Here is a 21,563-nt window from a genome sequence, read left to right on the forward strand (position 1 = left end):
CTTTCTCACGTCAAAACCAGATAAGGAAGGCAATCGCACCCGGTGGTGCGGCCGGGCTTCAAACCCGGTTGGGGGCGGCAGCCGTTCCCGGGTGAGTTCGACTCTCACTGCCTTCCGCCATTTACCCCGCTCTACCCTTCTCATCACCCTGCGACAGCCCGCCCCACTTGGCAATATCAAAAAGCCATCGCACTAAAGGGCGAAGCACGTCACAATCGCGGTTTTTCTTTCCAGGGATAGGAGAGGCTTTGTGAGTGATCGGGCCGACGAGCGTCGAGCGTTTCATGCGCTGCGTGACCACATTGAATGCCTGCTGGAAGCGGGCGGCTCGCTGATCGGGCGTGACCCTGTGCAGTTGAGTCTGCAGGGGCGGACGCTGACCGTTAGGCACGGGATGCTGGTCAACGAGAACGGCCATGAGGACCTGATCGAGACGCTGGCCGAGCTGGAGTGGACGAACAAGCGCACGCGCGACCTGGCGATCGATATCTGCATCCGCCAGCTGGACCATGCGATCAAGGCGAGCTGCGTGAAGGTGCTGGACCTACCGACGCCGGACGAGCCCTGAGCGCATATCGCGCCGCAATTGCCAGGCTTGCGTCCCCGCATCGTATTGAGGCGGCGAGCTGAAGCCCCCGTTCCTAACCCGCCTCAGGCACCCGTTATTTCCACTGCAACGCCTGCACATGGGCGTTGGCCGGGTCGAAGTTGTCCAGCCGCATGCGTTCGGCGATGGCTGCCGCTGCGGTCTCGCCCAGCGGGAATTCGTCGCGCACGGCGGCCCAGTTCTCGGGCTGCAGGCGGACCATCCAGCCCTCTCCGTAACAATCCTGGTTAATCAGCGCCGGACGCTTTAGCAGTGCTTCGTTCACCGCCTGTAGCTCACCGGACACCGGGCTGCGTGCCGACGAGGCGGCCTTGGCGAATTCCACTACGCCGAAGCTGCGCTCGCGCTCGATGCGGGCGCCGACGCGTTTGGGGGTGAAGGCGAATATCTGGCCATAAAGCGCGCAACCATAAGCGGTCAGGCCGACCGTCAGGCTGCCGTCGGCCTCCTCGCGCAGCCACAGACTGTGCTCCGGCGCGTAGCGCAGCGAGTCGGGAAACTCCAGACCGTGCACATTCATAGGGTCAGCACCCGCTCGTACTCAAGGATCATTTGCGCCAGTTCACCGCCGCTGGAGATTTCGTCCAGTTCGGCGATCAGCGTAGCGGGGTCGAACTGGACGCCGGGCTGGCGACACATCAGCAGGCGCGCACCTGCCTGTTTGGCGTTGCGGATGAAATGCTGCAGCGGCTCGCCGCCCTCTGCCGCGCGCAGCGATTCGGCCACCTCGCGGCGCGCCAGTTGCACGCCTTCGCCGGTGAGGTAGAGGGTTACCTCGGCATCCATGCAGGCCAGCAACGTGGCGATATGAAAAGGCGCTGCGCAGCGCGCTGGGATGCTGGGGCCGCTGGTGACCAGAATCAGTACACGTTGTGAGGGGGGGTGCTCCATGGGACCTCGTTTAGAGATTGAAGGTTTAAGCCGTTAGCCGCACGTTTGCCGCTTTTTGCCTCATAGCATGAAACTATCATCACCATAGCCTACAGTTGCCATTTGTTGGACTACGATTTCTTCGATGGAATGACAGGAGATCCAGGCATGCTTGCAACATTGCTTCCGGCCCTGAAAGAACTTGGTCTGCCATTGCGCCTGCGCCTTTGGGACGGTAACGACATCGATATCGGGCCTTCGCCCTGCGTCACTCTGGTGATCAAGGATCCCAATCTGGTGACTCACCTGGCCCGGCCAAGCCTCGATCTGCTCGGCACCGCCTATGTCGAAGGCCTGATCGACCTACAGGGGCCGGTCAACGAGGTGATCCGCATCGGCGATGTGATCACCCGGGCGCTGGGTGAGGACAATTCCCCGCTGCCTTCCCGCGAGGCGCACGACAAGGCGACCGACGCGGAAGCCATCTCCTATCACTACGACCTCTCCAACGATTTCTACCGGCTCTGGCTGGACAAGGACATGGTCTATTCCTGCGCCTATTTCGAAACCGGCAGCGAAGACCTCGAGCAGGCGCAGCAGGCCAAGCTGCGCCACCTGTGTCGCAAGCTGCGGCTCAAGCCAGGGGAGCGCCTGCTGGATGTCGGCTGTGGCTGGGGTGGACTGGCGCGCTATGCCGCGCGTGAGTTCGGCACGCAGGTGTTCGGCATCACCCTCAGCCGCGAACAGCTCGAGCTGGCCCGCGAACGTGTGCTTGCCGAAGGACTGCAGAAGCAGGTCACTCTGGAGCTTATGGATTACCGCGATCTGCCGCAGGATGGCCGTTTCGACAAGGTGGTCAGCGTCGGCATGTTCGAGCACGTCGGCCACGCCAACCTGCCGCTGTACTGCCAGCGGTTGTTCGACGCCGTGCGGCCGGGCGGGCTGGTTATGAACCATGGCATCACCGCGCGGCATATCGACGGCCGGCCGGTCGGGCATGGTGCCGGCGAGTTCATCGACCGCTACGTATTCCCGCATGGCGAGCTGCCGCATCTGGTGAACATCAGCGCCAGCGTCAGCGAGGCCGGGCTGGAGATCGTCGATGTGGAAAGCCTGCGCCTGCACTATGCGCGCACACTTGACTTCTGGAGCGAGCGATTGGAAGCGCAGCTAGAGCAGGCGCAACGGATGATCCCCGAGCGCGCGCTGCGCATCTGGCGCCTCTATCTGGCCGGTTGCGCCTACGGCTTCCGCCACAACTGGATCAACCTGCATCAGATCCTTGCCAGCAAGCCGCTGCCGAACGGCTCTCACGAGCTGCCGTGGAGCCGGGCGGACCTTTACCGCTGACTGCAGCCGCGCCCGGGACGGGCGCGCAGCGGATAGCGATCAGCGCAGCAACAGCAGCGGCGTGGAGGTGGTGCGGATCATGTTGGTGGTGGTGCTGCCGACGAAGAACTGGCGGATGCGCGAGTGGCCGTAGGCGCCCATCACCAGCAAGTCGATACCGTGCTCGGCCTGATAGGCATGCAGGGTCGGCTCGACTTCACCGGCGCGGATGGCGATTTCGACGCTGAAACCGGCAGCAATCAGCACGTCACGGGCGCTTTCCAGCTGGGCATGGTTATCGGCGGTGTCGGCTGCGACCATCACCAGATGAATCGGCATGCCTTTGAACAGCGGGCTGCCAGCCAGCATTTCCACACCCTTGCGGCTGGTGGCGCTGCCGTCGAAGGCGAGCATTACGCTTTGCGGCTCGCTGAAACCACACGAGGCAACCAGAATCGGCCGCTGCATGGTACGAATGACGTTTTCCAGCTGGCTGCCAATGTGCTGAATGGCATCACCGCTGTCCTCGCCCTGACGGCCGATCACCAGCAGGCGCGTCTCGTTCTGCAGATCGCGCAAGGACTCGACCAGATCACCATGGCGCTGGCGGCACTCGGGCTGGGCAACGCCAGCGGCAGTGGCGCGCTGACGTGCGGCATCGAGCATCATGCGGCCTTCTTCCAGCGCCAGCTTGGCGCGCTTTTCATCCAGCGTCGCCAGCTCCTGCAGGAGAAACTCGCGGCTGCCCAGACCGATGATGCCACTCAGATCACCCGATGCCGGGTACTGCTGGCGATCCAGCACGTGCAGCAGCGTCAGGGGCGCGTCCAGGCGCTTGCTGGCCCAGGCCGAATAGTCGCAAACCGCCGCAGCCTGCGGTGATCCGTCGATACAAGCCATTACGTGGGTCATTGTTGTTCTCCTGGTCAGTGGCTCATGAGCTTGTCGATGGCCTCGGGTTTGTCATGCACACCAAAGCGGTCGACGATGGTGGCGCTGGCTTCGTTCAGCCCCAGCACTTCGACCTCGGTGCCTTCGCGGCGGAACTTGATGACCACCTTGTCCAGCGCCGCCACGGCGGTGATGTCCCAGAAATGCGCGCGGGACAGGTCGATGGTGACCTTGCCGAGCGCTTCCTTGAAATCGAACGCACCGGTGAATTTGTCCGATGAGCTGAAGAATACCTGCCCGATCACCATGTAGGTGCGCTGATTGCCGGTGGCATCCAGCTCCGAGCCGATATGCAGGTAGTGGCCGACCTTGTTGGCGAAGAACATTGCCGCCAGCAGCACGCCTGCCAGAACACCGTAGGCCAGGTTGTGGGTGAAGACCACCACCACCACGGTGACCACCATGACGATGTTGGTCGACAGCGGGTGCTTCTTCAGATTACGCAGCGAATCCCAGCTGAAGGTGCCGATGGACACCATGATCATCACCGCTACCAGCGCGGCCATGGGGATCTGCCCGACCCAATCGCTGAGGAACACCACCATCAGCAACAGCACCACGCCGGCAATCAGCGTCGACAGACGGGTGCGGCCGCCGGATTTCACGTTGATCACCGACTGGCCGATCATCGCGCAACCAGCCATGCCGCCGAACAGGCCGGAGACGATATTGGAAACGCCCTGCCCTTTGCATTCGCGGTTCTTGTCGCTGCCGGTGTCGGTCAAGTCGTCGACGATGGTCGCGGTCATCAGCGATTCCAGCAGGCCGACCACGGCCAGCGCGGCGGAATACGGAAAGATGATCGCCAGGGTTTCGAAGGTCAGCGGCACTTCCGGCCAGAGGAAGACCGGCAGCGTGTCAGGCAGGTCGCCCATGTCGGCAACGGTGCGGATATCCAGGCCGAAGTAGACGGCCACCGCGGTCATCGAGAGGATGCAGACCAACGGCGAAGGGATCACCTTGCCGAGCTTCGGCACATAGGGGAACAGGTAGATGATGCCCAGGCCCGCTGCGGTCATGGCGTAGACGTGCCAGGTGACGTTGGTCAATTCCGGCAGCTGCGCCATGAAGATCAGGATAGCCAGCGCGTTGACGAAGCCGGTGACCACCGAGCGCGAGACGAAGCGCATCAGCGACCCAAGGCGCAGATAGCCGGCAACAATCTGCAGCACGCCGCAGAGCAGCGTCGCCGCCAGCAGGTACTGCAGGCCGTGTTCGCGCACCAGCGTGACCATCAGTAGCGCCATGGCGCCGGTGGCTGCAGAAATCATCCCTGGCCGGCCACCGGTGAAGGCAATCACCACAGCGATACAGAAGGAGGCATACAGGCCGACCCGCGGATCGACCCCGGCGATGATGGAGAAGGCAATGGCCTCGGGAATCAACGCCAACGCGACGACGAGGCCGGACAGCACATCGCCACGGACGTTGGAGAACCAGTTTTGTTTGATCGATTGCAGCATCGGACTATCCAGAGCAAAAGCACCACCATGCAGACCGCGGGCGGCCAGCAGGGATACAAGGCTAGTTTTTAGTTTGAATGATTCAGCTGTCGCTGAGCGAAATGCACGGACAGCAGCGTACGACCGCCCCATGACAGGCAGTCGCAAAGTGACGCGAGGGGGCGGAGCGCTATGGCGGACTAGGCAGCCAGGTCATGGGCATTACGAACTCTTCGCTGAGCGACTCGCCGGGCGGGTCGCATTCGGGGGGCCGTATTCTAGTCGCATCGCCCCCGTTTTACGACCGCCAATCTAGGTCCAGAGGGCATCGAGGTTGCTGAAGCCCCAGGCGGCGGGGTCTTCACGGCCGACAATGCGCTCGCTGCTCTGCGGACTGGAGAGATCCAGTTCCACCGGCACGATCGCCGCGCGGGCGCGGGTGGAATAGAACAGCTTCACGCGTGGCGCCGTCAGCTGCTGCGCGTTGTGTTCGATGACCACGCCGAGCCGCCCCGACTGCAGCCGCACCAGCGAGCCCAGCGGGTAGATGCCCACCGTGCGCACGAAGGCATGCAGAATCTGGGTGTCGAAATGCCCTTGCCACTGCGCCATGCGCGCCAGCGAGCCCGAGGCATCCCAGGCCGTTTTGTACGGGCGATCCGAGGTGATCGCGTCATACACGTCGCAGATCGCGCCCATGCGCGCCAGCCGGCTGATCTGCTCGCCGGCCAGCCGATGCGGATAGCCGGTGCCGTCCATCTTCTCGTGATGATGCAGGCAGACATCCAGCACCGCATCGGACACCGGCATCTGCGCCGCAAGCAATATGGCATGCCCACGCTCCGGGTGGCTGCGCATGACCGCGTACTCGTCGTCGCTGAGCTTGCCGGGCTTGTTCAGCACATCCAGCGGCATGGCCATCTTGCCGATGTCGTGCAGCAGCCCAGCAAAGCCGGCTTCCTGAACTTCCTGCTCACTAAGACCCAACTGCCGGGCGAGCGCGACCATCAGCGCGCAGACCGCCACCGAATGCATATAGGTGTACTCGTCCTTGGTCTTCAGCCGCGCCAAGCCGAGCAGCGCCGAGCCATTGCGTGCCAGCGAGGCGGAAATCTGCTCGACCAGTGGCAGGCACTGTTGCGGGTCGACGGCCTTGCCCAGCCGCGCCTCGTTGAACAGTGAAGTCACCTGCTGCTTGGAGCGCTTGAGCAACTGCACGGCGCGCTGCAATTCTTCCTGAACGCTACATTGCTGGACCAATGAAGTGGCCGGTCCAGGCGCTATCGGCATCGCTTCGGAGACCCGCTGCGGCTCCTCGGCTGCCGGCGGCGTTGTCGTTTCGATATCGGCGCCCTTGCCCGTATCGATCCACAGCGCCTTGATGCCGCCACAGCGCAGCGCCTGCAGGTCGGCGGGGTCGGTCAGCAGGAATTTGCTGCGCCAGAAGGAGTGATCGAACCAGCTGCCGTCCAGCCCATGGACGTACATGCCTAAGCGGAGTTGGCTGACAAGGATTTTTCTGAGCAAGGCAGACCTCGACTGGAGCGGCTGGCCGTTCCGTACTAGCGATCCCTGCTGAAGCTGAAGGTAACTCCCGGCAGTATATCGATGATGGCACTATGCCTCTATCGAGCCAGATCAAGACTTTGGTGCTATGGCGAGCCGCGGCAATGCGCCACCGCTGCCGGCTATCGCTTACCATCGTCGCGTCCTGTTGCGAGCGCCGTCATGCCAGCACTGTCCAACCGCCTGCGGGTAATCCTGATCGTTGCACTGATCCTCATCGGCCTGCTGCTGAGCATGTACTGGGCCGGGCGGCTGGCGGAACAGCGTGCCTGGGCCGAGCGCAGTCAGGAGTCCCAGGGTCAGCTTGAACTCTATGCCCAGGCGATCCATACCCAGGTCGAGCGCTTCCGCTCGGTGCCGGCGCTGTTGGCGCTGGACAGCGACATCCAGGGGCTCCTTGCCGACCCGGACAACCGTGCATTGCGTCTCGAACTGAACCAGCGCCTGGAACAGCAGAATCACGCCGCCGGGTCTTCGGTGTTGTACCTGCTCGACCGCAACGGCGAGACCATCGCCGCCAGCAACTGGCGTGACTGGAGCAGCTTCGTCGGCAACAACTATGCCTTTCGCCCCTATTTCCGCGACGCCGTGGCCAACGACAGCGGGCGCTATTTCGCCGTCGGCGTCACCACCGGCATTCCCGGCTACTTCCTTTCCAGCTCGGTGAAGAACGCCGCCGGCGAGGTGCTCGGTGTGCTGGTGGTCAAGCTCGAGCTGGAAGACATGCAGCGCGACTGGGTAGGCCAGCCGGGCATCCTGCTGATCGCCGATTCGCTGGATATCGTCATCCTCACCAATCGTCCGGCCTGGCGCTTCCGCTATCTGCGCCCGCTCAGCGACGAGGTGCGCAGCCGCCTTGTTGACGCCCGCCGCTATGCCGAGCAGACCTTGCAGCCGTTGCAGAGCAGTCGTGTGCAACAGCTCTCCGACAGCAGCGAAAGGCGTCTGGTGGATGGCCCGGACGGCCGCCGCGAGTACCTCTGGCAACGCCTGGCACTGCCAGAGGAAGACTGGACGCTGCACCTGCTGCACGACCCGCAGATAGTCGTCGCCAGCGTGCGCAGCTATCGTCTGGCCGCGGCGGGCGTGTGGATGACCCTGGCCTTTCTGCTGCTCTACCTGGCGCAACGGCGCAAGACGCGGCGCGTGGAAATGCGCAGCCGCAGCGAGCTGGAGCGGCTGGTACAGGAGCGCACCCGCGAACTGCACACCGCTCAGGACGAACTGGTGCATGCCGCGCGCATGGCCGCGCTGGGGCAGATGTCTGCCGCCCTCGCCCATGAGATCAACCAGCCGCTGACCGCCCTGCGCATGCAGCTCGCCAGTCTGCGTCTGCTGCTCGACAGCGGCCGAGACGGCGAAGTGCGCGAAGGCCTCGGGCATGTCGAAGGCCTGCTCGAACGCATGGCGGCGCTGACCGGCCACCTGAAGACCTTTGCCCGCAAGAGCCCGGCCGGTTTGCGCCAGCGCCTGAGCCTGGCCGAGGTACTGGAGCAGGCCCTGCAGCTGCTCTCGCCGCGCATTCGTAGTGAGCAGGTGGAAGTGTTCCGCCAGGTGCCGGCCGAGGCCTTGGTCAGTGGCGACGCCATCCGCCTCGAGCAGGTGCTGATCAATCTGCTGCACAACGCGCTGGATGCCATGGCCGGACGTCCGCAACGCCGCCTGCGCATTCTTTGTCAGCTCAACGGTGACAGCTGGCAGCTCAGCGTCGGCGACAACGGCGGCGGTATCGCCAGCGAGCATCTGGATCAGGTCTTCGAGCCCTTTTTCACCACCAAACCGGTGGGCCAGGGCCTCGGCCTTGGGCTGGCGGTGTCCTACGGCATCGTGCGCGACATGGGCGGCACGCTGGAAGTCAGCAACGATGAGCAGGGCGCGGTGTTCACCCTCACGCTGCCGGCTGCCGAAGGGCGCGCCGCCGAGTAAACTGCCGCGACGCGACCGCGAGGAGCAGGCAATGAGCGGGCAGGTAATCTTCATCGACGACGAGGCGGCGATCCGCCAAGCCGTGCAGCAGTGGCTGGAGCTGTCCGGCTTCCAGGTGCGCACCTTTTCCCGCGCCCGCGAAGCGTTGACGGCGCTGGATCGGGACTTTCCAGGGGTGCTGATCAGCGACGTACGCATGCCCGATCTCGATGGCCTCGGCCTGCTCGAACAGCTGGTGGCGCTGGACGCCGACCTGCCGGTGATCATGGTCACCGGGCACGGCGACGTGCCCATGGCGGTGCAGGCGCTGCGCCAGGGCGCCTACGATTTCATCGAGAAACCCTTCACCCCCGAACGCCTGCTCGACAGCGTGCGCCGCGCCATGGACAAGCGCCGGCTGGTCTGCGAGAACCGCCAGCTGCGCGAGCAGTTCGCCCGCAAGGGCCGCATCGAATCGCAGCTGCTCGGCGTTTCCCGCGCCATGGATAACCTGCGCCGGCAGGTGCTGGAGCTGGCCGGTACCGACGTCAACGTGCTGATCCGTGGCGAGACCGGCAGTGGCAAGGAGCAGGTCGCGCGCTGCCTGCACGACTTCAGCCCGCGCGCCGGTGGGCCGTTCGTGGCGCTGAACTGCGCGGCGATCCCGGAAACCATCTTCGAAAGCGAGCTGTTCGGTCACGAGAGCGGCGCCTTTACCGGCGCCCAGGGCAAGCGCATCGGCCGCATCGAACACGCCGCGGGTGGCACGCTATTTCTCGACGAGATCGAAAGCATGCCGCTGGCCCAGCAGGTCAAGCTGTTGCGCGTACTGCAGGAAAAGACCCTGGAGCGCCTGGGCTCGAACCGCAGCATCGAGGTCGACCTGCGGGTGATCAGCGCGGCCAAGCCGGACCTGCTGGAAGAGGTGCGCGGTGGGCGCTTCCGCGAGGATTTGCTGTACCGGCTGAACGTCGCCGAACTGCACATCCCGCCATTGCGCGAACGGCGTGAAGACATCCCGCTGCTGTTCGAACACTTCGCCAGCCAGGCCGCCCAGCGCCATGGCCGTGCCGCACCACCGATGACGCCCGGCGAACTGACGCAACTGCTCGCCCATGACTGGCCGGGCAACGTGCGCGAACTGATCAACGCCGCCGAACGCCACGCCCTCGGCCTCAGCGCGCCGGCCCCGGCGAGCAGCAGCGGCCAGTCGCTCGCCGAGCAGATGGAAGCCTTCGAGGCACAATGCCTGCACAACGCCCTGCAGCAGTGCAAAGGCAACATCACCGAGGTCATGACCCAGCTGCAGCTGCCACGCCGCACCCTCAACGAGAAGATGCAGCGCCACGGGCTGAGCCGCAGCGACTATTTGCCGGCGGGCAGCGCGGATAGCTGAGCAGTTGGCCGGGCTGTAGAACTTCCGGCAGACGTTTCCGTGCAACGTGGCAACGATCACCTCAAGCGCCGTACTGCAGCTGACCTGCAGGCCTTTGCGCTTGGCCATTCATGGCTAGCGGCGCTGAACAGCAGCACCCGGCTCGCACCCCGAACAAACCGTGGGAGCGGCGTTGGCCGCGAAGTTTTTGTGCCGCTGCACGGCGGCTAGAGCATGGGATCAGCGCACCGGTCGCCCTTCGCGGTCGAGACCGTTCCCACAGAAGGGTTCTGGATACGGTCAGTCGCCCAACTCATCCAGCTGCCGCTGCAGAAAACGCCGTTCCGGCTCCAGCTGTACCAGGCGCAGTGCGTTGCGATAGGCCTCGCGGGCCTCGTCGGTGCGCGCCAACCGGCGCAATAGGTCAGCACGGGTGGCGTGGCTGAGGTGGTAGTCCTGCAGATCGCCACGCCCGAGCAGTTCATCCACCAGCGCCAGGCCGGCCACAGGCCCGTCGCGCATGGCCACCGCCACCGCACGATTCAGTTCCACCACCGGCGAAGGGCCGAGCTGCAGCAGCACATCGTAGAGCCGCACGATCTGCGGCCAGTCGGTCTGCGCGGCGCTCGGCGCTCGGCGCTTCGGCATGCACGGCGACGATCGCAGCCTGCAATGAGTAGGCACCGAATGCGCGGCTGGTCAGTGCCAGCTGCACCAACTGCACGCCTTCGACGATCCGCTGTCGATTCCACAGGCTGCGGTCCTGTTCGTCTAAGCGCACCAGCTCCCCGGCCGCATCGGTACGCGCAGCCCGGCGGGCATCGTGCAGCAGCATCAGCGCCAGCAGCCCCATCACTTCGGCGTTGGGCAGCAATTCGAGCAGCAAGCGGCCCAGCCGAATTGCCTCGGCACAAAGATCGGCGCGGGTCAGCTCGCCGCCGGCCGATGCCGTATAGCCCTCGTTGAACACCAGATAGACCACCCGCAGCACGCTCTCCAGCCGCGCCGGCAGCTCGTCGCGCTCCGGCACGCGATAGGGCAACCGGGCGTCACGGATCTTGGCCTTGGCGCGCACGATGCGCTGGGCAATGGTGGCCGGCGGAGCAAGAAACGCGCGGGCGATCTCCTCGGTGGTCAGGTCGCAGACTTCGCGCAGGGTCAGCGCCACGCGCCCATCGGCCGGCAATGCCGGATGGCAGCAGGTGAAGATCAGCCGCAGACGATCGTCTTCCATCTCGTCGACCTCCACCGTCTGCGCCGCATCTTCCAGCTGTTCAGCCAGCAGCCGCAACGAGGTATCGAAGCGCGCCCGGCGGCGCAGCGCGTCGATGGCCTTGAAGCGGCCAGCGGAAACCAGCCAGGCGCGCGGATTGTCCGGAACACCATCGCGCGGCCACTGCTGCAAGGCCGCGGCGAAGGCATCGTGCAAGGCCTCTTCGGCACGATCGAAATCGCCCAGCAGACGGATCAGCGTGGCCAGCACGCGCCGCGATTCGCTGCGATAGACCGCTTCGACCCGCGCCGCAGTGAAATGCCCGGTCAGCGGCATGCTCAGCGCTGCGGCAGCTGGCGCAACGGCCGGACCTCGACGCAGCCAAGGCTGGCCGGCGGGATCTTCGCCGCAATGGCTTCGGCCTCCCGCTGGTCCGCCGCCTCGATCAGGTAGAAGCCTGCCAGCTGCTCGCGGGTTTCGGCGAACGGGCCGTCGACCACCGAGGTGACACCGTCACGCACGCGCACCGTGCGCGCGGTACGCACCGACTGCAGCGGTTCGCCGGCGAGCATGTGGCCGCTGGCACGCAACTCTTCGGCACAACTCAAGCAACGCGCGACCAGCGCATGCCACTGCTCATCGGTCATCGCATCCACACGCTGTTCGTCGTAATAGATCAGGCACAGGTAGTTCATGGCGGGGCTCCGTCTGCCGGCAACGCAGCAAAGCTAGCAGCCGATGACGAAGTGCGCCCGATCAGGCGACGAAGATTGCCAGCCAGCCTCACCCGGCCTGTTGCTGCGACGGAGCCTGATCCAGGCACACCTGGCCGGTCTGCATGTCGAAGGGCATCGAGAAATGCTCATGGATCACCTTCCATTCACCACCCCGCCGCGCCCATACCCTGGTGCCGCGCATCCAGGCGGCCTGCATCTCGCCTTCGGCATTGGGTCCGCCACAGTGGGTGAGCATGCGGCTGCAGGCCAGCTCGCCACCGACATCCACATGCAGCTCGTGGGTCTCGAAGAAGCCTTCGCCCTGACAGAACTCGAAGCAGCGCTGCCAGTGCGCCCGGTACGCGTCGATGCCCTTGAATTGCAGTGCGCCGACCGCATCGAAGGCGACTACGTCGTCGGCGTACTGCGCCATGATCCGGTCGAGGTTCTTGGCCTTGGTGGCTTGTTCGAACGTTTCGTGCAGCTGGCGAATGGCGATTTCGTCCTGCCGGTTTTCGGTGTTCATGTCCATGTCCTGTCCTCTGGTTGAACGGGGTTCACCAGCTAGTCGTGCGCCACGCCCAGGAATCGACAGGCCTGCCAAAAATTTTTTGCATAGGCAGATGGCACAGGTCCCCCGAGCCAGACAGCGTGCACGTTAAGCACGCCAGCGCGGTAAGGTGCCGCCAAGCGGAATGTAGTTGCGAATTGTTATCGTTGAAATATGATAGTGGCTCTCATATGGCACAGGCTCGCATCGCCAGCCGAGCCGTCCTCCGCCACCCTCACAGCTCAACGTTCGGTCAGGTTCGTCATGCCCACTCTTCGCTTCCCGCGTAAAACCGCACTGCTGCCCGTTTGCCTTGCCGCTAGCCTCGCTGGTTCGCCGCTCATGGCTCAGGAGCAACTCGAAGATCACTCTCAAGGCACTGCCGCCGAGCCGTTCGAACTGCAATCGGTGGAAATCACCGCCAGCGCCGACGCCTCGGCTGATGGCCTGACCCAACCCTACGCCGGCGAACAGGTTGCTCGTGGCGGGCGGGTTGGGATTCTTGGCAATCGCGATTACATGGAAACGCCGTTCACCTCGACGTCCTACACCTCGCAGCTGATCCAGGACCAGCAGGCGCGAAGCGTGTCCGACGTGCTGCAGAACGACCCTTCGGTGCGGGTAGCGCGCGGCTTCGGCAACTTCCAGGAGCTGTACGTGGTACGCGGCTTTCCGGTGTACTCCGACGACATTTCCTACAACGGCCTCTATGGCCTGCTGCCGCGCCAGTACGTGGCCGCCGAGTTCATCGAGCGCGTGGAAGTGTTCCGCGGCGCCAACACCTTCCTCAACGGCGCGGCCCCAGGTGGCAGCGGCATTGGCGGCGCAATCAACATCCTGCCCAAGCGCGCGCCGAACGAGCCGCTGACGCGCCTGACAGTCGGTGCCGAGAACGGTGGCCAGGCCATGACCCACGCGGACATCACCCGCCGCTTCGGCGAAGAGGAGCGCTTCGGCGTACGCCTGAACGCAGCCAAGCGCGCCGGCGAGACCACGGTCGAGGATGAGGATCGTACTCTCGACATGTTCGCCCTCGGCCTCGACTATCAGGGCGACAACTTCCGTCTCTCCGGTGACATCGGCCATCAGTATCACTTCATCGACAACCCGCGGCCAAGCGTCACTCCCAGCGGCGGTATTCCCAGCGCACCGGATGCCGAGGACAACTTCGCGCAGCCTTGGACCTACTCGAAGGAGAAGCAGACCTTCGGTACCTTCCGCGCCGAATATGATTTCTCCGATGCGGTGACCGGCTGGCTCGCAGCCGGCGTACGTGAAGGCGAGGAGAAGAATCGGTTGGCCAGCATGACCGCAGGCAGTTCGGGCGCCGGCACCTTCTACCGCTTCGACAACGTGCGTGAGGAGGAGGTATTCACCAGCGAAGTGGGCCTGCGCGCCCGCGGCCGGACTGGCGACGTCTCCCACGAATGGGTGATGTCGGCGGCTATGTTCGATCTGGAGGCTCGCAACGCCTATGCCATGTCGGGCAGCTATGCAGCTGATATCTACCAGCCGTTCGCCGCTGCAATGCCGGATGCCGTCTGGGTTGGCGGTTCGATGTCCAACCCCAACGTCACCGAGCGCACTCACACCCAGAGCCTGGCCATCGCCGATACCCTCGGCTTCATGGATGACCGCCTGCTGGTCACCTTGGGCGCTCGCCGCCAGGGCATCGAGGCCAAGAGCTACGACTACAACAGCGGTGACCGTTTGTCTTCCTACAACCGCTACAAGAACAGCCCGGTCGCTGGCGTGGTGTATCAGCTGACCGATGAAGTTTCGGTCTATGCCAACTACATCGAGGGCCTGGTCAAGGGCGATATAGCGCCGGCCACCAGCGGCGGCGTCAGCATCATCAATGCCGGCGAGGCATTGGAGCCCTATGTTTCGGAGCAGACCGAGATCGGCATCAAGTACGACGGTGGCAGCCTCGGCGGCAGCTTGGCGCTGTTCACTACCGAGCGTCCATTCAGCACTGTGGAAAATGGCGTGTTCACCGACGGCGGCGAGCAGCGCAACCGTGGTATCGAGCTGTCAGTGTTCGGTGAACCGACCTATGATGTACGCCTGCTGGGCGGTGTGACCCTGCTTGATGCCGAGCTGACCAGCACCCAGGACGGCGTCAACGAGGGCAACCGCGCGATCGGTGTACCTCGTACTCAGGCCAACGTGGGCGGCGAATGGGATGTGCCCGGCACCAATGGCCTGACCCTGACCAGCCGTGTCGTCTACACCAGCAGCCAGTACGCCGATGCCGCCAACGACATGGAGGCGCCGTCCTGGACCCGCCTGGACCTTGGCGCCCGCTACCGTATGGTGATCGACGAGCGTGACGTGACCCTGCGTGCCCGCCTCGACAACGTCACCGGTCGCGACTACTGGGCCTCGGTGGGCGGCTATCCGAATGCCAACTACCTCGTCCTCGGCGCCCCGCGCACGCTCTCGGTCAGCGCCACGGTCGACTTCTGATGCAGGCAGTCACGCTTCGCCGTTGGGGCTGGGTCCATAAGTGGTCCAGCCTCATCTGCACGCTGTTCATTCTGATGCTGTGCCTGACCGGCCTGCCGCTGGTTTTCTCTCACGAGATCGACCACCTCACCGGCAACGAAATCGAAGCGCCGGCGATGCCCGAAGGCACGCCGCGCGCTCCGGTCGATCGGGTGGCCGCCAAGGCGGTTGAGGCCTATCCGGGTCTGGTGCCGCTGTACTTCTTCGCCGAGGAAGACGCTCCGGATGTCTGGTACGTCAAGCTCGATACCCGCGTCGATACCGACGAGAGCGCGTCAACGCTGATCCTCTCCGACGCCCGTACTGCCGAGGTGCTCGGCGCGCCGAACATCGACGAAGGCTTCATGAGCGTGATGTACCGCCTGCACGTAGACCTCTACGCGGGGCTCGCGGGCAAGCTGTTCCTCGGTTTCATGGGGCTGCTGCTGATGGTGGCCATCGTCTCCGGTGTGGTGCTCTATGCGCCGTTCATGCGCAAGCTGCGCTTCGCCGAAGTGCGCCAGGAACGCACAGCCCGCACCCGCTGGCTGGATCTGCACAACCTGCTCGGCATCGTCACCCTGGTGTGGGCCATGGCGGTTGGTTTTACCGGGGTGATCAATACCTGGGCGGATCTGATCTTTCAGGCTTGGCAGGCCGAGCAGGTCGCCGCGCTGCAGGCCGGCGAGACGCGAGTGCTGCTGGCAGCTGATGCTGACGACGCTCCCGCCGCAGATGGTTCGTTACAAACGGCAGTCGACCGCGTCCTGGCAGCCGCACCGGGCATGGCGGTGGCGATGATCGCCTACCCCGGCACGCTGCGCGCCACGCCGGAGCATGTCGCGGTGATCCTGCGTGGCGACACGCCGCTGACGTCGCGCCTGAGCCAGGCACTGCTGGTCGACCCGGCCGATGGAGCGGTGCTGGAAGCCGGGCCCCGGCCCTGGTACGTCACCGCGCTACAACTGTCCGAACCGCTGCACTTCGGTGACTACGGCGGACTGCCGCTGAAGATTCTCTGGGCGCTGCTGGATATCCTCACCATCGTCGTGCTCGGCAGCGGCCTGTATCTGTGGCTCAAGCGCGGTGCAACGGAGGTGCGGACATGATGCGCATCTGGTTGTGGCCGGTGCTGATCGGCGTCGCGTCCACGCTCGGGCTGATCGCCGGGCTGGTATCCGAAGACACGGGTGACTGGCTGAGCTGGCTGGCCCTCGCCGCGCCTGTCGCCATCGGCCTGCATGGTCTGTCGCGCTGCGGCGCCCGCGCTCAAACGCGCGGCGGCGCACTCAGGGGCGCAGCACCTCGGCGAGCTGGTCGAAGCTGAACGGCTTGGGCAACGAGCGCGCCGGCAAGCTGCTCTCGATACGCCCTTCTCCGGAGACGAATACCAGCCGCAGCCAAGGTTGGGTTTTCAGGGCCTCGGCGGCGAAGTCGCGGCCCGACCGGCCTGGCAGGTTGACGTCCAGCAGTAGCTGATCGAAGCGTTGCTCATGCAATCCTTGCGCGGCCATTTCCGCATTCGGATAGCCACAGGCGCGGTAACCCAGCTCCTCGACCATCTCGCAGGCCAGCGCGAGCAGCTGCGGCTGATCCTCGACCACCATCACCCACTGCTGCTCGATGGGCTTGCCGTCGCTGTGCTGCATACCCAGCAACTGGCGCACCTTGCGCGCCAGATCCTCCTGCCGATAGGGCTTGCTCAGCAGCTCCACGCCAGGATCGAGGCGGCCGCCGTGCACGATGGCATTGCGCGTATAGCCCGAGGTGAACAACACGGCGATGTCCGGCAGCAGCAGGCGCGCCTGCCTTGCCAGCTCGGTGCTGCTGAGCGGTCCGGGCATGACCACATCGGTGAACAGCAGGTCGATGCTCAGGCCACTTTGCAAGATGCTCAACGCACTCTGCGCATCGTTGGCGCGCAGCACCGAATAGCCGAGGCCGGTCAACAGCTCGATCACAGTGGCCTGCACCGGCAGATCGTCCTCGACTACCAGAATGGTTTCGCTACCGCCGACCACCGGGCCAACGGTGGATGGCTGGGCCTGTACTTCTGGCTGCTCGGTGCGCGGCAGATAGAGCTTCACCGTAGTGCCGGCGCCCTGCTCGCTGTACAGGCGTATATGCCCACTGCTCTGCTTGGCAAAGCCGTAGGCCATGCTCAGTCCCAGCCCGGTACCGTGGCCTTCCGGCTTGGTGGTGAAGAACGGCTCGAAGGCCTGCTCGATGATCTCGGCGGGCATGCCGATGCCTGTGTCGGACACCGCCAGCAACACGTATTGACCGGGCGCGACGTCGGCCTGGGTCTCGGCGTAATGCTCGTCGAGCATGGAATTGCCGAGCTCCAGGGTCAGCTTGCCACCCTCGGGCATGGCATCGCGGGCGTTGATCGCCAGGTTCAGCACCACCTGTTCGAGCTGATTCGGGTCGACCATGGTCGTCCATAACCCGCCCGCCACCACGGTTTCGATCTCGATGCGCTCGCCGAGGGCCTGGCGCAGCAGCTCGTCGAGATCGCGCAGCAATCGGCCGAGATTGGTCGGCTGCGGACGCAGCGGTTGGCGGCGCGCGAAGGCAAGCAGCTGACGCGCCAGCTTGGCGCCGCGCTCGACAGCCGAACCCGCAGCATCGACCCGCTTGGCCGCATTGCGGTCATCTTCCACCAGTGGCTGCAGCAATTGCAGGTTGCCGGCAATCACCTGCAGCACGTTGTTGAAGTCGTGTGCGACACCACCGGTGAGCTTGCCGATGGCCTCGAGTTTCTGCGACTGATAAAGCGCCTGCCGGCTCAGCTCGAGTTCGCGGGTGCGTTCCTCGACCAGTTCCTGCAGCCGCTCGCTGGAGCGCTGCAGCGCCTGCTGCGCCAGCACCTGGGCGGTGACGTCATGGCCCTGGCAGAAGATGCCGCTGACCTGCTCGTCGTCGCTGAAGACCGGCTGGAAGATGAAGTTCACGAAGCGTCGCTCGGCCTTGCCGCGCGCCTGTGGCCGCACGCGCACAGCGATGTCGCGGCCGATATAGGGCCGACCGGTGACATAGACCTGTTGCAGCAGATCGGAAAGCGCCCGGCTCTCCAGCTGCGGAAACGCCTTGAAGGCCGGGCGGCCGAGCAGCTCGCGGGCGCCGACCAACTGGTGGAATGCACGGTTGGCGATCTTCAGCTGATGTTGCGGGCCTTCGGTGATGGCGATGAAGCCGGGCGCCTGGTCGAACAGGCGCTGCAGGTGCGCGCGCTCTTCGCTGAGCTGATGCCCATGCAGCTCACTGGCGCGCCGCTCGGCGACCAGCGCCGAGACATCGCGCACGGTCAGCGCCGCTCCCACCACCGCGCCATCCGCCGCACAGACAGCCGCCACGACGATTTCCAGCGTCCGCGCCCCGACTGCATCGTCGTGCTGCAGGGTCAGCGTCTCATCACAGCCTTGCGCGCGCGTCAGTGCCTGGCCCAGCTCGGCACTCCAGAACGGCAGGCCACTCGCGGGACGCCCCAGTACCTCGGCGCGCGGCAGGCCAAACAGTTCGGCGGCTCCGGCACTCCAGTACAGCACCGCGCCCGCATGATCGAGACCGATGATGGCGTCGCGCGCCGCGTCGATGAAGTGATGCAGATAGAGCTCGGCCGCAGGCAGTGGTCGCCGGCTCACGTTGGTGCCATCGACGGTAACGTTGGCCCGCGCCAGCGTCGTGCGCAGGCGCATTCGTCGTCGTACGCTCGCCAGCGCCTCGTCGAGCTGCTGCAGCGGCCGGGAACCGAGGATGACGATGGACCAGTAAGGCCCCAGCAAAGGCGCCGGGCCCAGTTCGCGATGCAACGCGTCGACATCCGCATCTTCGCTGAGGAACAGCAACTGCGTAGCCTTCCAGCGGCTGCGCAGTTGGCGCGCCAGGGCCACCGGACGCGGCAGCCCGGGCGCCAGGAGCGCCAACGCGGGTTGATCGTCGTCAGGCGGCAAGGCGTTTATGTCGAGGCAGCTCAACTGCAGTCCGTGCGTAGCCGCCCAACTGCCGATCCGCTCGCGCAACGGGGCATCGTCTGCCTCCAGCAGCACGATCCGATCGAGCAGCAGTTCGCTCATAGCAACGGCAGCCCCAGCAAACTGCGGCCCGTCCAGAGCTTGAGCAGGCCGGTGGTGGGCGTCATAACATGTCCCGCACGCGCATCACGCAGCAAACGCGCAACGCGGCTGTTTTCCCGATAGGCCGCACCGCCACACAGGGTCATCGCCTCATTCGCCAGGCGCACCGCAGTTTCCGCCGCATCTGCCTTGCACGACAGAATGAACGGCAGCGCTTCGGGATGCGCGGCATCGCCGCGACGTGCCGCTTCACGCACCAGGGCGCGGGTCTTGACCAGATCGGTCCAGAGTTCGCCATAGCGAACTTGCAGGCTTTCCACATCCCGCAAGGCTTCGCCGGAATGGCTGTAGCGCCGCGAGCGCAGCTGCAGGCTGGCTTCATCCAGCGCCGCCTGGGCAACGCCGAGATAGGTGCCGGCCATGGCCATGAGAAAGAACGGCGCGACCACCTCGAACACATACCAGACCTGGTCGCCCGGCTCGCCGAGCAGATTGCGCGCGGGCACCCGGACCTGTTCCAGCCGCAGAGGCCGCGAGGAGTTGCCGCGCATGCCGAAGCCGGCCCAGGCATCGAGCCACTGCATGCCGGCGCTGCCCTTGTCGACGATCAGGCAGCTGAAATCCCCGGCTTCCGCGCCAGTGGCCACGGTGGAGACAACGTAGGAATCGGCATGCGCGCCATTGGTAACGAATTGCTTGGTGCCGTCGACGATGAAGTCCTCACCGTCGGCATCCAGACGCGTTTCCGGCAGATAGAAATGCGCGCCGGTGCCCTGCTCGGACAGCGCCAAGGTGGTGATATGGCGCCCCTGGGCGATCTCGCGCAGATAATGATCACGCTGATGCTCGGTGGCCTTGGCGGCGATCACCGCAGTCGCCACGCAATGCATGCCGTAACACAGCGCCGACGACGAGCAAGCGCGAGCGATGGTTTCGGTGAGTACGCACAAACCCAGCAGCCCCTGGCCGAGCCCGCCAAGTTCGCTCGGCACCTGCAGCCCGAGCAGGCCGGCGTCGGCGAACGCCTGCATCGAATGGGCAGGCCAGCGGCATTCAGCGTCTACCTCGGCAGCCAATGGTGCGATTACGGTTTCGGCCAGATTGGCGGCGACACCCTGCAGTTCGACGAGCTGAACGGGTAGCAAATGGTCCATTAATCTTCCTGAAAATCAAGGGAGGCCGGCATCCGCTCGGGTGTATATCAGACCACACAGCTCGGACATTGTTCGGCCCGCATTTCTCGGGAGCGTTGTGCCATGTGGATGGTCATAGTGGCATGACTTCATCGACCAAGGGCAATCGGCCCAACCTGCTTCGCTTCGGCTTCGCCCTGCTGGTCGGCGCGATGCTGGCGGCAGGTGCGCGAGCCGAAACAGACGACATGCACATTCTCATCGGCAGCTACACGCACGACAGCGACAGCCCGGGCGTTCTGCGCCTGCGCTTCGATCCCGCAACCGGGCAGATCGACCCGAAGCCCGTGCAAACCTTCACCAGCGACAACCCCTCCTGGCTGGTGCTGGATAACAAGCGCGGCCGGCTCTACGCCACCAACGAGAACGGCCCGGCCCACGACGACCCGGTCGGACGGGTCAGCGCCTGGCGGCTCGAGGCCAGCGGCCAACACCAGCCCATCGGAAGGAGCATCAGCCTCGGCGACGAGCCGACCCACGCCAGCCTGAGCCATGACGGCCGCTACCTGTTCATCAGCAATTACGGTTCGCGACCAAACCCGGGTGGCAGCCTGGCGGTGATGCCACTGGCCGAGGATGGTCGCCCCTTGCCGGTCACGCAGATCGCTGCGCATCAGCCGAGCGGCGTACACCCCGAACGCCAGCAGTCGGCGCATGTGCATTCCGCCGTACCCAGCCCGGATGGCAGGCGCCTGCTGGTCAGCGACCTGGGCGCCGATCGGGTGTTCGTCTACCGCTACGACCCGAGCAATACCGAACGCCCGCTGCGGCCCGACGAGCCGGCAAGCATCGAACTGCCGCCCGGCAGCGGCCCGCGCCATCTGGTCTTCCACCCCAAAGGCAAACACGCCTATCTCGCCCTCGAGCTGAGCGCTCAGGTGGCAAGCTTCGACTACACCGATGGCAGGCTGACCCGCCGGCAACTGCTGGACCTCAAAGATGCCGGCAGCGACGTGCGGCATTCACCAGGGGCGATCCATACCTCTGCCGATGGCCGCTTCCTCTATGTCAGCGACCGCGGCGACTACAACCACATCATTGTCTTCGCCATCAATGGCGACGGTATGCTGCGGGAGATACAACGCCGTTCCAGCGAAGGCCGCGAACCGCGGGAATTTGCCATCACGCCGGACGGACGCTTCATGCTGATCGCCAATCAGCTGAGCAATGCCCTGGTGCTGCTACGCCGCGATCCGGACAGTGGAAAGCTGGGCGAGACCCTGCAAACACTGCCGCTCGGCCGTCCTTCGGATATCAAGCTGCTCGCCCCGAACTGACCGCAA

17 protein-coding genes, 1 tRNA gene and 1 pseudogene are annotated in these 21,563 nt (G+C 64.8%); 9 read left to right on the forward strand and 10 right to left on the reverse strand.

Annotation, left to right across the window (positions count from 1 at the left end):
* Positions 1 to 24 precede the first annotated feature (24 nt).
* Together UIB01_RS20550 and UIB01_RS20555 are read left to right on the forward strand one after the other, a co-directional pair.
* Positions 25 to 120 (forward strand) — tRNA-Sec (locus UIB01_RS20550).
* A 130-nt stretch (positions 121 to 250) separates the two neighbouring features.
* Entirely contained in the window at positions 251 to 568 is a 318-nt protein-coding gene (locus UIB01_RS20555; RefSeq protein ID WP_038664645.1) for a hypothetical protein, read from the forward strand.
* 94 nt (positions 569 to 662) lie between these two features.
* Here UIB01_RS20555 and UIB01_RS20560 read toward each other — a convergent pair whose 3' ends face one another.
* Together UIB01_RS20560 and UIB01_RS20565 are read right to left on the reverse strand one after the other, a co-directional pair.
* Positions 663 to 1,127: a glycine cleavage system protein H gene (locus tag UIB01_RS20560; RefSeq protein WP_038664648.1), complete on the reverse strand. Its 465-nt coding sequence runs from the start codon at positions 1,125 to 1,127 to the stop codon at positions 663 to 665.
* A complete protein-coding gene (locus UIB01_RS20565; RefSeq protein WP_038664651.1) occupies positions 1,124 to 1,498 on the reverse strand; it encodes a DsrE family protein in 375 nt (124 codons plus the stop codon). The genes UIB01_RS20560 and UIB01_RS20565 overlap by 4 nt, the downstream gene beginning before the upstream one ends.
* Before the next feature lie 147 nt (positions 1,499 to 1,645).
* Here UIB01_RS20565 and cfaB point away from each other — a divergent pair, with 147 nt between their 5' ends.
* Complete coding sequence (gene cfaB / locus UIB01_RS20570; protein WP_038664654.1) at positions 1,646 to 2,827, forward strand: C17 cyclopropane fatty acid synthase CfaB; 1,182 nt, start codon at positions 1,646 to 1,648, stop codon at positions 2,825 to 2,827.
* Positions 2,828 to 2,866: 39 nt separating this feature from the next.
* On the opposite strand, the gene UIB01_RS20575 is transcribed toward cfaB, so the two are convergent.
* The 3 genes from UIB01_RS20575 to UIB01_RS20585 all read right to left on the reverse strand — a co-directional run bounded on the left by UIB01_RS20575 (position 2,867) and on the right by UIB01_RS20585 (position 6,726).
* Positions 2,867 to 3,718, reverse strand: coding sequence for a universal stress protein (locus UIB01_RS20575; RefSeq protein ID WP_038664657.1), 852 nt, complete (start codon positions 3,716 to 3,718; stop codon positions 2,867 to 2,869).
* A 14-nt stretch (positions 3,719 to 3,732) separates the two neighbouring features.
* Complete coding sequence (locus tag UIB01_RS20580; RefSeq protein WP_038664660.1) at positions 3,733 to 5,220, reverse strand: SulP family inorganic anion transporter; 1,488 nt, start codon at positions 5,218 to 5,220, stop codon at positions 3,733 to 3,735.
* A gap of 291 nt (positions 5,221 to 5,511) precedes the next feature.
* On the reverse strand, positions 5,512 to 6,726 hold the full coding sequence (locus UIB01_RS20585) for a cyclic di-GMP phosphodiesterase (protein ID WP_080695118.1): 1,215 nt from the start codon (positions 6,724 to 6,726) through the stop codon (positions 5,512 to 5,514).
* 201 nt (positions 6,727 to 6,927) lie between these two features.
* Between UIB01_RS20585 and UIB01_RS20590 the strand changes: the two genes are divergently transcribed.
* Together UIB01_RS20590 and mifR are read left to right on the forward strand one after the other, a co-directional pair.
* Positions 6,928 to 8,691 (forward strand): sensor histidine kinase, encoded by a 1,764-nt coding sequence (locus UIB01_RS20590; RefSeq protein ID WP_038664666.1) that lies wholly within the window; start codon positions 6,928 to 6,930, stop codon positions 8,689 to 8,691.
* 31 nt (positions 8,692 to 8,722) lie between these two features.
* Entirely contained in the window at positions 8,723 to 10,066 is a 1,344-nt protein-coding gene (mifR, locus tag UIB01_RS20595; protein WP_038664670.1) for a sigma-54-dependent transcriptional regulator, read from the forward strand.
* Positions 10,067 to 10,345: 279 nt separating this feature from the next.
* On the opposite strand, the pseudogene UIB01_RS20600 reads toward mifR, so the two are convergent.
* From UIB01_RS20600 to UIB01_RS20610, 3 genes and pseudogenes are all read right to left on the reverse strand, one after another.
* Positions 10,346 to 11,594 (reverse strand): annotated as a pseudogene (locus tag UIB01_RS20600) (RNA polymerase sigma factor).
* A gap of 2 nt (positions 11,595 to 11,596) precedes the next feature.
* Complete coding sequence (locus tag UIB01_RS20605) at positions 11,597 to 11,953, reverse strand: YciI family protein (protein ID WP_038664673.1); 357 nt, start codon at positions 11,951 to 11,953, stop codon at positions 11,597 to 11,599.
* Between the two features lie 88 nt (positions 11,954 to 12,041).
* Positions 12,042 to 12,500, reverse strand: a complete 459-nt coding sequence (locus tag UIB01_RS20610; RefSeq protein WP_038666047.1) for a YybH family protein — start codon at positions 12,498 to 12,500, stop codon at positions 12,042 to 12,044.
* A gap of 288 nt (positions 12,501 to 12,788) precedes the next feature.
* Here UIB01_RS20610 and UIB01_RS20615 point away from each other — a divergent pair, with 288 nt between their 5' ends.
* Genes UIB01_RS20615 through UIB01_RS20625 form a run of 3 tightly spaced genes read left to right on the forward strand, consistent with a single transcriptional unit; the run spans position 12,789 to position 16,338 of the window.
* Entirely contained in the window at positions 12,789 to 14,993 is a 2,205-nt protein-coding gene (locus UIB01_RS20615) for a TonB-dependent receptor (protein WP_038664677.1), read from the forward strand.
* Positions 14,993 to 16,120: a PepSY-associated TM helix domain-containing protein gene (locus tag UIB01_RS20620; protein ID WP_038664680.1), complete on the forward strand. Its 1,128-nt coding sequence runs from the start codon at positions 14,993 to 14,995 to the stop codon at positions 16,118 to 16,120. Before UIB01_RS20615 ends, UIB01_RS20620 begins: the two co-directional genes overlap by 1 nt.
* Positions 16,117 to 16,338 carry a hypothetical protein gene (locus UIB01_RS20625; protein WP_038664683.1) on the forward strand — a complete coding sequence of 74 codons (222 nt, stop codon included), beginning with the start codon at positions 16,117 to 16,119 and terminating at the stop codon, positions 16,336 to 16,338. The genes UIB01_RS20620 and UIB01_RS20625 overlap by 4 nt, the downstream gene beginning before the upstream one ends.
* Here the strand turns inward: UIB01_RS20625 and UIB01_RS20630 are convergent.
* Positions 16,301 to 19,087, reverse strand: coding sequence for a response regulator (locus tag UIB01_RS20630; RefSeq protein WP_038664684.1), 2,787 nt, complete (start codon positions 19,085 to 19,087; stop codon positions 16,301 to 16,303). The two genes, UIB01_RS20625 and UIB01_RS20630, sit on opposite strands and share 38 nt — an antisense overlap.
* The gene (locus UIB01_RS20635) at positions 19,084 to 20,241 is read right to left on the reverse strand and encodes an acyl-CoA dehydrogenase family protein (RefSeq protein WP_038664686.1); all 1,158 of its coding nucleotides are present in this window, start codon (positions 20,239 to 20,241) and stop codon (positions 19,084 to 19,086) included. The genes UIB01_RS20630 and UIB01_RS20635 overlap by 4 nt, the downstream gene beginning before the upstream one ends.
* A gap of 122 nt (positions 20,242 to 20,363) precedes the next feature.
* On the opposite strand from UIB01_RS20635, the gene UIB01_RS20640 reads away from it, so the two are divergent.
* Positions 20,364 to 21,557 (forward strand): lactonase family protein, encoded by a 1,194-nt coding sequence (locus UIB01_RS20640; protein WP_051605122.1) that lies wholly within the window; start codon positions 20,364 to 20,366, stop codon positions 21,555 to 21,557.
* The last annotated feature ends 6 nt before the right edge of the window (positions 21,558 to 21,563 follow it).

The organism is Stutzerimonas decontaminans (assembly GCF_000661915.1).
Classification (GTDB): domain Bacteria; phylum Pseudomonadota; class Gammaproteobacteria; order Pseudomonadales; family Pseudomonadaceae; genus Stutzerimonas; species Stutzerimonas decontaminans.

Excerpts from the sequence above, each read along its gene's own strand:
- mifR (WP_038664670.1), top strand. The coding sequence starts at position 8,723 with ATGAGCGGGCAGGTAATCTTCATCGACGACGAGGCGGCGATCCGCCAA.
- UIB01_RS20635 (WP_038664686.1), bottom strand. The coding sequence starts at position 20,241 with ATGGACCATTTGCTACCCGTTCAGCTCGTCGAACTGCAGGGTGTCGCC.
- UIB01_RS20575 (WP_038664657.1), bottom strand. The coding sequence starts at position 3,718 with ATGACCCACGTAATGGCTTGTATCGACGGATCACCGCAGGCTGCGGCG.
- UIB01_RS20625 (WP_038664683.1), top strand. The coding sequence starts at position 16,117 with ATGATGCGCATCTGGTTGTGGCCGGTGCTGATCGGCGTCGCGTCCACG.
- UIB01_RS20590 (WP_038664666.1), top strand. The coding sequence starts at position 6,928 with ATGCCAGCACTGTCCAACCGCCTGCGGGTAATCCTGATCGTTGCACTG.
- UIB01_RS20605 (WP_038664673.1), bottom strand. The coding sequence starts at position 11,953 with ATGAACTACCTGTGCCTGATCTATTACGACGAACAGCGTGTGGATGCG.
- UIB01_RS20640 (WP_051605122.1), top strand. The coding sequence starts at position 20,364 with ATGACTTCATCGACCAAGGGCAATCGGCCCAACCTGCTTCGCTTCGGC.
- UIB01_RS20620 (WP_038664680.1), top strand. The coding sequence starts at position 14,993 with ATGCAGGCAGTCACGCTTCGCCGTTGGGGCTGGGTCCATAAGTGGTCC.
- UIB01_RS20630 (WP_038664684.1), bottom strand. The coding sequence starts at position 19,087 with ATGAGCGAACTGCTGCTCGATCGGATCGTGCTGCTGGAGGCAGACGAT.
- cfaB (WP_038664654.1), top strand. The coding sequence starts at position 1,646 with ATGCTTGCAACATTGCTTCCGGCCCTGAAAGAACTTGGTCTGCCATTG.
- UIB01_RS20580 (WP_038664660.1), bottom strand. The coding sequence starts at position 5,220 with ATGCTGCAATCGATCAAACAAAACTGGTTCTCCAACGTCCGTGGCGAT.
- UIB01_RS20615 (WP_038664677.1), top strand. The coding sequence starts at position 12,789 with ATGCCCACTCTTCGCTTCCCGCGTAAAACCGCACTGCTGCCCGTTTGC.
- UIB01_RS20610 (WP_038666047.1), bottom strand. The coding sequence starts at position 12,500 with ATGAACACCGAAAACCGGCAGGACGAAATCGCCATTCGCCAGCTGCAC.
- UIB01_RS20560 (WP_038664648.1), bottom strand. The coding sequence starts at position 1,127 with ATGAATGTGCACGGTCTGGAGTTTCCCGACTCGCTGCGCTACGCGCCG.
- UIB01_RS20565 (WP_038664651.1), bottom strand. The coding sequence starts at position 1,498 with ATGGAGCACCCCCCCTCACAACGTGTACTGATTCTGGTCACCAGCGGC.